7 protein-coding genes are annotated in these 7,674 nt (G+C 50.7%); 3 read left to right on the top strand and 4 right to left on the bottom strand.

Annotated features, from left to right (window positions below; genetic code table 11):
- Nucleotides 1-246: 246 nt before the first annotated feature.
- From AN477_RS07655 to AN477_RS07645, 3 genes are all read right to left on the bottom strand, one after another.
- Complete coding sequence (locus AN477_RS07655; RefSeq protein WP_245631754.1) at nucleotides 247-1,347, bottom strand: M42 family metallopeptidase; 1,101 nt, start codon at nucleotides 1,345-1,347, stop codon at nucleotides 247-249.
- A 73-nt stretch (nucleotides 1,348-1,420) separates the two neighbouring features.
- Nucleotides 1,421-1,984 carry a cysteine hydrolase family protein gene (locus tag AN477_RS07650; protein WP_054968568.1) on the bottom strand — a complete coding sequence of 188 codons (564 nt, stop codon included), beginning with the start codon at nucleotides 1,982-1,984 and terminating at the stop codon, nucleotides 1,421-1,423.
- Nucleotides 1,985-2,006: 22 nt separating this feature from the next.
- Nucleotides 2,007-3,374 (bottom strand): sugar phosphate nucleotidyltransferase, encoded by a 1,368-nt coding sequence (locus AN477_RS07645; RefSeq protein ID WP_054968567.1) that lies wholly within the window; start codon nucleotides 3,372-3,374, stop codon nucleotides 2,007-2,009.
- Nucleotides 3,375-3,684: 310 nt separating this feature from the next.
- On the opposite strand from AN477_RS07645, the gene AN477_RS07640 reads away from it, so the two are divergent.
- From AN477_RS07640 to AN477_RS07630, 3 genes are all read left to right on the top strand, one after another.
- Nucleotides 3,685-4,812 (top strand): glycosyltransferase, encoded by a 1,128-nt coding sequence (locus AN477_RS07640; RefSeq protein ID WP_054968566.1) that lies wholly within the window; start codon nucleotides 3,685-3,687, stop codon nucleotides 4,810-4,812.
- Complete coding sequence (locus AN477_RS07635) at nucleotides 4,809-6,365, top strand: glycosyltransferase family protein (RefSeq protein WP_054968565.1); 1,557 nt, start codon at nucleotides 4,809-4,811, stop codon at nucleotides 6,363-6,365. The genes AN477_RS07640 and AN477_RS07635 overlap by 4 nt, the downstream gene beginning before the upstream one ends.
- Before the next feature lie 188 nt (nucleotides 6,366-6,553).
- A complete protein-coding gene (locus tag AN477_RS07630) occupies nucleotides 6,554-7,102 on the top strand; it encodes a hypothetical protein (protein ID WP_054968564.1) in 549 nt (182 codons plus the stop codon).
- A gap of 152 nt (nucleotides 7,103-7,254) precedes the next feature.
- Here the strand turns inward: AN477_RS07630 and AN477_RS07625 are convergent, their stop codons facing one another.
- Entirely contained in the window at nucleotides 7,255-7,446 is a 192-nt protein-coding gene (locus AN477_RS07625; RefSeq protein ID WP_054968563.1) for a hypothetical protein, read from the bottom strand.
- Between the last annotated feature and the right edge of the window lie 228 nt (nucleotides 7,447-7,674).

The raw sequence follows: 7,674 nt of genomic DNA, 5'->3' as shown, positions 1-7,674 counted from the left end.
GGTTTGCCGCCGCCTTCCTTCAGATTCCACCTCGCGGTGGACACCCTTGGCTTGAGCTAATGGCTACTGCTACCTTCACCACTCCGGACTTCCACCGTATAGACAACGCCCATGCCGGGCGCACAAATGAGGCGTTAAGTCGCTTGGAGCGACTTAACGGACCGCCAATACCTCAGCTTAGTCGCTGTCAGCGACTAAGCGAACCGTCCAATGGTCATTGCAGCATCCACTGTTACTTCAGCGGAATTACTTCATCAGAAAGTCAAACTCTGATCTATCCCGCATCGTGAGAATGAAAGCCTTGAGGAGCCTGGCTGTGTTCGCAAAATCATCGCGGTCCATTACCTCAATCGGCGAATGAGCGTAGCGCGTCGGAATTGAGATGACCCCTGTAGGTACGCCGGCATTTGCCAGTGTCAGTTCTCCCGCATCTGTCCCGATACCTGGAAACACCTCAAGTTGATATGGAATCCCGCCCTGTTCGGCTGCATGGACCAAACGATTGCGCACAGCTTTGCTAGCGATGAGGCTAAAGTCCATGACTTTGATTCCCGGTCCCGCACCAAGTGCCAAAGTACCATCCATCATTGCCTCGGGGGTGTCAGAAACTGCAGTGGTGTCCACCGCCAGTGCTACGTCAGCATTCACCTGAGCCCCAGCAACTTTTGCCCCGCGCAAGCCGACTTCTTCCTGGACGGAAAATACACCGTACACGGTGCCATGAAGTTCGTCTCTGTCGAGAGATGCAAGTGTCTCAAGCAACGTGGCACAGCCAGCCCTGTCATCAAACGACTTGCCAACAAGGCGATGCTCCCCGAGGGTCTGCATGTCGGGAGACCAACCAATCGGATCGCCGACGCAAATCCCCATCTTTGTAACCTCGTCCTTGCTCTGGGCACCGACGTCGATATAGAGTTCACTGTGCTTGCGCACCGTGGCTGGATTATCAAACTTCACCATGTGTGCAGAAATCGTTCCAATGACACCCAGTTGGTACCCCTTCGCAGTGGCAATCTTAACCCGTTGTGCCAGCAAAATCCGGTCATCGTGACCTCCGAGCTTCTCAAATCGGATCAGCCCGTTATTTTCAATCTTCTTTACCACAAACCCTACCTCATCCATGTGGGTTGAGATGACGAGAGCCGGCCCAGGATGAGCGCCGCGAAGGACAGCGATGACATTCCCTACCCCATCCACCTTGACCTGATCTGCAATGGAATCTAGTCTCTGCACCAGATATCGAACAACATCGTGTTCGTATCCGCAGGGTCCAATCAGTTCCGTCAATTCCTGAAGCGTTTGTTCCAGTCTTTCCTTCAGTTCCCCGTCTCTCCGTTCCAAACTCAAATGATGACCTCCTCATCCGTTTGCGTGCTGAAAACTCAGTCGGTAAAACACCGTCAACCCACAACAAAGTGACTTACTTTTCAAGCACGGTTGCACCGATGACATCCCGAAAATGTCCGAGGGCAAATTGATGCCCGGTCTCCGAAAAACTCGCGACGCCCGCTTCGTGGACCACAATCTGAAATCCCTTGTTATAAGCATCAACAGCTGTATGTAAGACACAGATGTCCGTGCAGACACCGACCAAATGAACTTCGGAAATCCCCCGTGACCGCAAAAACATCTCCAGGTCTGTTCCGGCAAATGCACTATACCGGGTCTTGTCCATGTAACGAACGTTCTCCGGGAGCCCATCTGCCTGAAGGGTCGTGAACACCTCTCCAACTACGCCGAACAGGTCGCGACCGGCAGTTCCCCGGATGTTATGCGGCGGGTACAACTTCGTTTCCGGGTGATAAATATCCCCCTCGTCATGAACATCGACAGCAAACACAACGGCTTGTCCATCCTCTAAAAAACGTCGAATCTGTGCTGCAATATATCCGTCGATTTCCTGTCCTGCTCGGCCGCACGTCAGTTTTCCCGCATCTGCAATGAAGTCAAAAGTGTAGTCGATGACAATCAAGGCTTTATCCACTGTGCTCAGCCCCCTTTGTAACTCAGCGGATCCCCATTTCACAGTGTTGGAGGATCTCGTCCCAGGTCAGGTACCTGCGAATAATATCCTCTTCAACCAGTACAGGACCTCGTTGGACTTCAATAAACTTGAGACCATTTGCTGTTCGAATCGCATGCCATTGCTCCGGATAAATCCGAATTACGTCCCCCGCTGATACGGAGATAATTCGGGAATCCAACGCAAGTTCTCCAAAACCGTCAATAATCGTCCATACTTCGCTGCGACGCAAGTGCTTCTGATAGCTGATGAGACCCCCAGGACGAAGTTCAATGCTCTTCGTCAAGACCTCTGTCCCATCGTCAAGCTTCTGCAGGTCGAGGACGCGGTGGGAACCCCACTTACGCTCCTCGTACATGGGTCTCTCATCGTAGTTCGAAATGACATCTTTCAGGTGTGCGCTCTCCTGTTTGTCTGCAACAAGGATACCATCAGGAGTCGTGACAACAATGGCGTTCTGAAGACCCATTGTAACCACAGGAACGCCCAACTCGTTGACCACATGGGTTCCGTCACAACTCACAGCGTCACCCATGCCAATAAATGGGGAATCCATCTCTTCGGACAACGAGCCCCACGTGCCAAGGTCCTTCCAGGTACCCTCATAGGCACATGCAACAATGGAGTGAGTTTGTTCGACAACCTCGTAGTCAAAGCTTCGCTTTGGCAGTTCGGAAAATCGATCTCTAAATTCCGGATAATCGCTCGGCAACCCGCGTGACTCAAGAAGCCCTGTAATGAATCCGAGTCGAAAACAGAATACACCGCAGTTCCAGAGCGCGCCTTCTGTTATCAAGGCTTTGGCTGTTTCTTCAGGCGGCTTTTCAACGAAGGACTGCACGCGTCGCCAGTTGTGACCGGTATCCTCTGCTATAACTCGGATGTAACCGAATTTGCTTGTTGGTTCTGTCGGCGTGACTCCGAGCAGTGCAAGGTCAGCATCTGAATCGCGTAACACGGCTTCAAGTTGCGCGATCCGCTCAAAGTACACGTCCTCGACGTAGTGGTCTACGGGAATGACAGCGACCACCTCATCGTTTGAGGCCCCAACAGAACGTAAATATGTTGAAGCGAGGGCGATGGCTGGAAATGTGTCCCTCCGCATGGGTTCTTCGATAAACGGTACGTCACCAACCTGTGCGTCAATCATGTCATGCTGTGCTCTAGATGCACAGATATAGGCATGTTCCTGCAAACCGACCTTTCCCAGCTGCGCCCACACTCGCTGAACCATCGATACGCGTTCGCCGTCAGGACCCCGCAGCACGCGAAGAAACTGTTTTGAGCGGCTGTCATTCGACATCGGCCACAGTCGTTTTCCTGAGCCGCCACTAAGTAAAATGATTCTCACAAACACTCCTCATTTCTAGCTTGTCTATGTTGATAGTAAAATTTTCTTAACCTGTCGCAGGGACAACGCACAGAATGGTGGACGCAATCCCATGAACCCTCTAAAATAGATGTGTTGTTACGAAGTGTGTCATCAGATTGTTTTTTTTCGACATGTTATGAACTATCGATACAAATCCTGTTCTAATGACAGGTTGTTACAATGTACGACCGTAACACGTTCGGGTACGAAATTCCTGATTGGATACACTGAAACACTGTGAACAAGTTCATCTTTTGTCGCCACATCTGAAGAGAAATGAGGCCGTTGTATGCAGCTAAGTATCATCGTTCCCACGTTTAATGAACGTGAGAATGTGCGGGTCGTAGTAGAGCGCGTCGAAGATGCGATGAAACAAGCGACTCAAGACTATGAGATCTGGTTTGTCGATGATAGCCGCGATGATACTCCTATTATATTGGAAGAGCTGGCAAACAGCCATCCGCATGTGCATTACCTGCACCGAGAAGAAGCGAGAGGGCTTGCTACAGCTTGCGTCGAGGGCTTTGCGCGAGCGTCCGGTAAATACCTCGTGGTCATGGACGCAGACCTGCAGCACCCTCCTGAATTGTTGCCGGCCATTTTGGAACGTCTGCAAAGAGGGACCGACATCGTGATTCCAAGCCGTTTTGTCCGCGGCGGTTCAGACGGAGGCCTGAATGGCTTCCGCAAGTTGGTATCCTGGACTGCACGGACGATTGGACGACTGTCTATCTCCCGCATCCGTAAGATCTCAGATTGCACGGGTGGTTACTTTGGATTAAAGCGAACAGCGATTGAGGGGGTTGAGCTAGACCCAATCGGTTGGAAAATTCTTCTTGAAATTCTAGTTAAGGGAAACTATCAGTCAGTCCATGAAATTCCTTATGAATTTCACACGCGCGACGCTGGGGAATCGAAAATGAGCATGCGTGAACAATGGAACTATATGCGCCACATTGTTCGACTCATCTCACAGAGCCCTGAAGACAGGCGCTTCTACCTGTTTTGTATGGTCGGTGCCCTCGGAGTCGTTGTGAACCTTGTCGTGATGAGCCTTCTCATGTATGGATTGCACCTTCATACCATGCTCGCTTCCGTTTTAGCATCTCTGGTTGCAATGGGACATAACTTCTTATGGAATGACAAGGTGACTTGGAAAGGTAACGCTCACCCTGTCCGCTGGCGAAGGATGTTGCAGATGCCGGTGTTTATGCTGATTTCCCTCGTTGGCATCGCCATCACAGCCTTATTCGCACAGTGGTTTCACTCGCTGGGTTGGTCTGAGTTGCTGGGTCAATGTATTGGTATCATCGTCGCCACTGCGTGGTCGTTTGTTGCAAACAACCGCTTCACTTGGCGCACACCGGAGAGTCATGCAAGACAGACGAGGCGAAAGGTGCGTGTTACCCAGGAATGAGTTTGCGGGAAACGTCTCAAACAAACATAAAACATAAGACCCTGCCGACGAGTCTATTATGGCTCATCGGCTTTAACTTGCTCGGCAGAGTCATTTGGATCTTGTACATGCATCCAAAACAGCTCGCCGACTTCGACTGGTATTTCACACATGCTGTTCAAATGGCGAACGGTCAAGGGTACATGGAAGTCAATGCTCCGACGGCGTACTGGCCGATGGGTTGGCCGTTTATCCTATCGATTGTGATTCGCCTGTTTGGCCCGCATGTCATGGCAGGCCTCGTTGCGAACGCCATCTTTAGTACTGTGATCGTATGGCTAATTTACGCACTGACGTTCCGAATTCTTGGTACCCGCCATAACCAAGCTGTGACCAACGTGTCCGACATGAGTACTTGGAAAGAGTCCGCAAATAAAGATCTGTCGCACAACACCGCACATCGGATCGCCATGACAGCGGCTATCGGCTACTCTCTTTTGCCAAGTCAAATCGAATGGAATGCCATACTTGGGTCTGAAGAGTCTTTTACACTCTTGCTTGTTCTGTCCCTGTTCGTGTACGCAAAGCTGGTTCGCCGAAACAACACGGAACCCTGGTTCTGGCGAACAGCGACTGCAGGCGTCATCTTCGGTCTTGCCTCTATCGTCCGCCCGATTGGTCTGTTGTTCCCTGTGTTCCTCGCGGCATACGAATTTTGGGTCAATCGTCGCCAAATTATCCAAGCACTCCTCCGAGGTATCACATTTGGTGTGTCGATGCTTATCGGAATAGCACCGATTACCATTCGCAACGCCATTGCCATGCATCACTTCATCCTCGTTTCCACTAATGGCGGCGTCAATTTGTGGCAGGGGACCAAAATCAACGGCGGCTACTTTTGGACATGGAATCCCTACCGCAATCCGCTCCTAAAGGCCGGGAACAACCAAGTCCTGGAGAATCAAATCGGAAAACAGGTTTCAGAAAAATACATCCTTCACCACCCGTTGCTGACGCTGCTCAATGGGTTTCACAAGGTATTTGATCTGTACAAGGTAGATACGAACGCAGTATGGTACACCTTTAATGTTCAGTACCCGCATTCACACGCTGCGTTGTACACGTTCGATGCAATTGATACCTTAGGATACTGGTTCATGATGATCTTTGTACTTGTGGCATTACTGGTCTTGTACATTCGCAGCGCACGGAACAACTTGCTCATCCACCAGATGTTTAGCAGCTCAAGTCGAGCTATGGCATCGGCGTCCACGAACTTCGACAGTCAGTTCAAGGGTAACAGCCAGGAAGTCGCAGGCACCCTCACCGAGAATGCCGACACTGTGGAGAAATACGCAAGGAAGTCTGCAGGCTCCCTGCGGCGAGCTACGGGGTTTCTCCTGACCTTCATACTCTATAACACACTGCTGTTCTTGTTCTTCCCTGCATGGGATAGGTTTCGCTACCCTCTGATGCCTCTGTTTGCAGTCTTCTTTGCAATCGGGTGGTTTGCTCTTCGGGGCCTCCTCCGCTCGAGATCGACACCGGTTCCAAACAGCTTGAATGGACACTGAGCAACACGGTGGTCCTCAGCCAAACGAGGCACGAGAATACGGGTTGAAAGGGCAGGGCGGACGTCCTGCCCTTTCATTTTGTGTTTGTGCGTTTGACGTCTCCCAAGACATAAGACGGTTACAGTTGTTCATACTAAATGAGGCCTTGCGGGAGCAGAGAGCAATGTAGACAGCGTGGAGGGATGATTTTGGGAGAACTGACGGCCCTGACCTTGATGGACCTTGCAACACTCGCCTCAGCGATAGGGACCTTAGGGTTGGCCATTACGTCTTGGTACCAAATGCGACGCTCCCGTCGAGATTCGTTGCATCCGTTGGTATACGCGGAATCCGCTTGGGTTGATACAGGCGTGGTCAACACTGGATGTCCCATCCTGAGCAGCGTACGGATCAATCTGAAAAACTACGGAACGGGGCCAGCTCTTGATCTGAAGTTTATGGTTCGCGGTACAGTTGGAGAACGTGAACCCTCTGACGTGCGGTCTGCCATGCATACTGTCCCGATTCATGCCGTGCTCAAAGCGGGCCAGTCTGTACCCTATATGAATCTAGCACCAAATCAAGAGGTGTCAGTTGAATTGGCACTTGAAGCCTCGGCTATCGGGCCTCGGGCAGATGGCCCCGTTGTGATTGAAGTTCATTATCGTTCTGTTTTTCGTCAGCACCTCCACCGAGCATTTACGGTTGAATGTCTCGGAGGGCTCGCTTCCATCACGAATGTGGACGGATCAAGGTAGACAGAAGGAACGCCTCAATTTTGAGGCGTTCCCCACTTCACGCACAATCCATCCAGAAACGACACTGGCATCTATTCCAATATCAACTGGAACATCGACCAGCGCTTGCGGTTACATCTTTGTATGAAGACTTAAGCACAAGCGTAATCTGATCAGCCATTAATTAAATCGTCCACGGTAATCATCAACTGCGGATGGATTCGTGTCGACATACCGCGGTTCTGGAGGTCTTCTGCATAGTCTTCAGCACTCTTGAAGTTCATCGGTTTGCTGGGTTTCCACCCGCGACCGCTGTCATACCACACCACAAATTTTTCTACCTGCTCACGAACGGACTGAGCCAACTGTGTCACCTCATTTATAAATTCTGAATCTTCTCACCTGAGATAATGGTACTCTAACGCAGATTTGACATCAATCGACAAGATGAACTATTTATCTCACCGTTTAGGATGCCCAATTCCTGATAATTTTAGTCCTTGCGGCATTTGTGATGATTCGGTTGCACTAGCATGATGATTCGGCTGCACAAGAATCATGGAAGACACAATAAAAAGACCTTCTCGACGTGA

Source organism: Paenalicyclobacillus ferrooxydans, from assembly GCF_001399675.1.
Taxonomy (GTDB): Bacteria; Bacillota; Bacilli; order Alicyclobacillales; family Alicyclobacillaceae; genus Alicyclobacillus_B; species Alicyclobacillus_B ferrooxydans.
The sequence above is the reverse complement of the archived record's forward strand: the minus strand, read 5'-3'. Positions and strand labels throughout refer to the sequence as shown.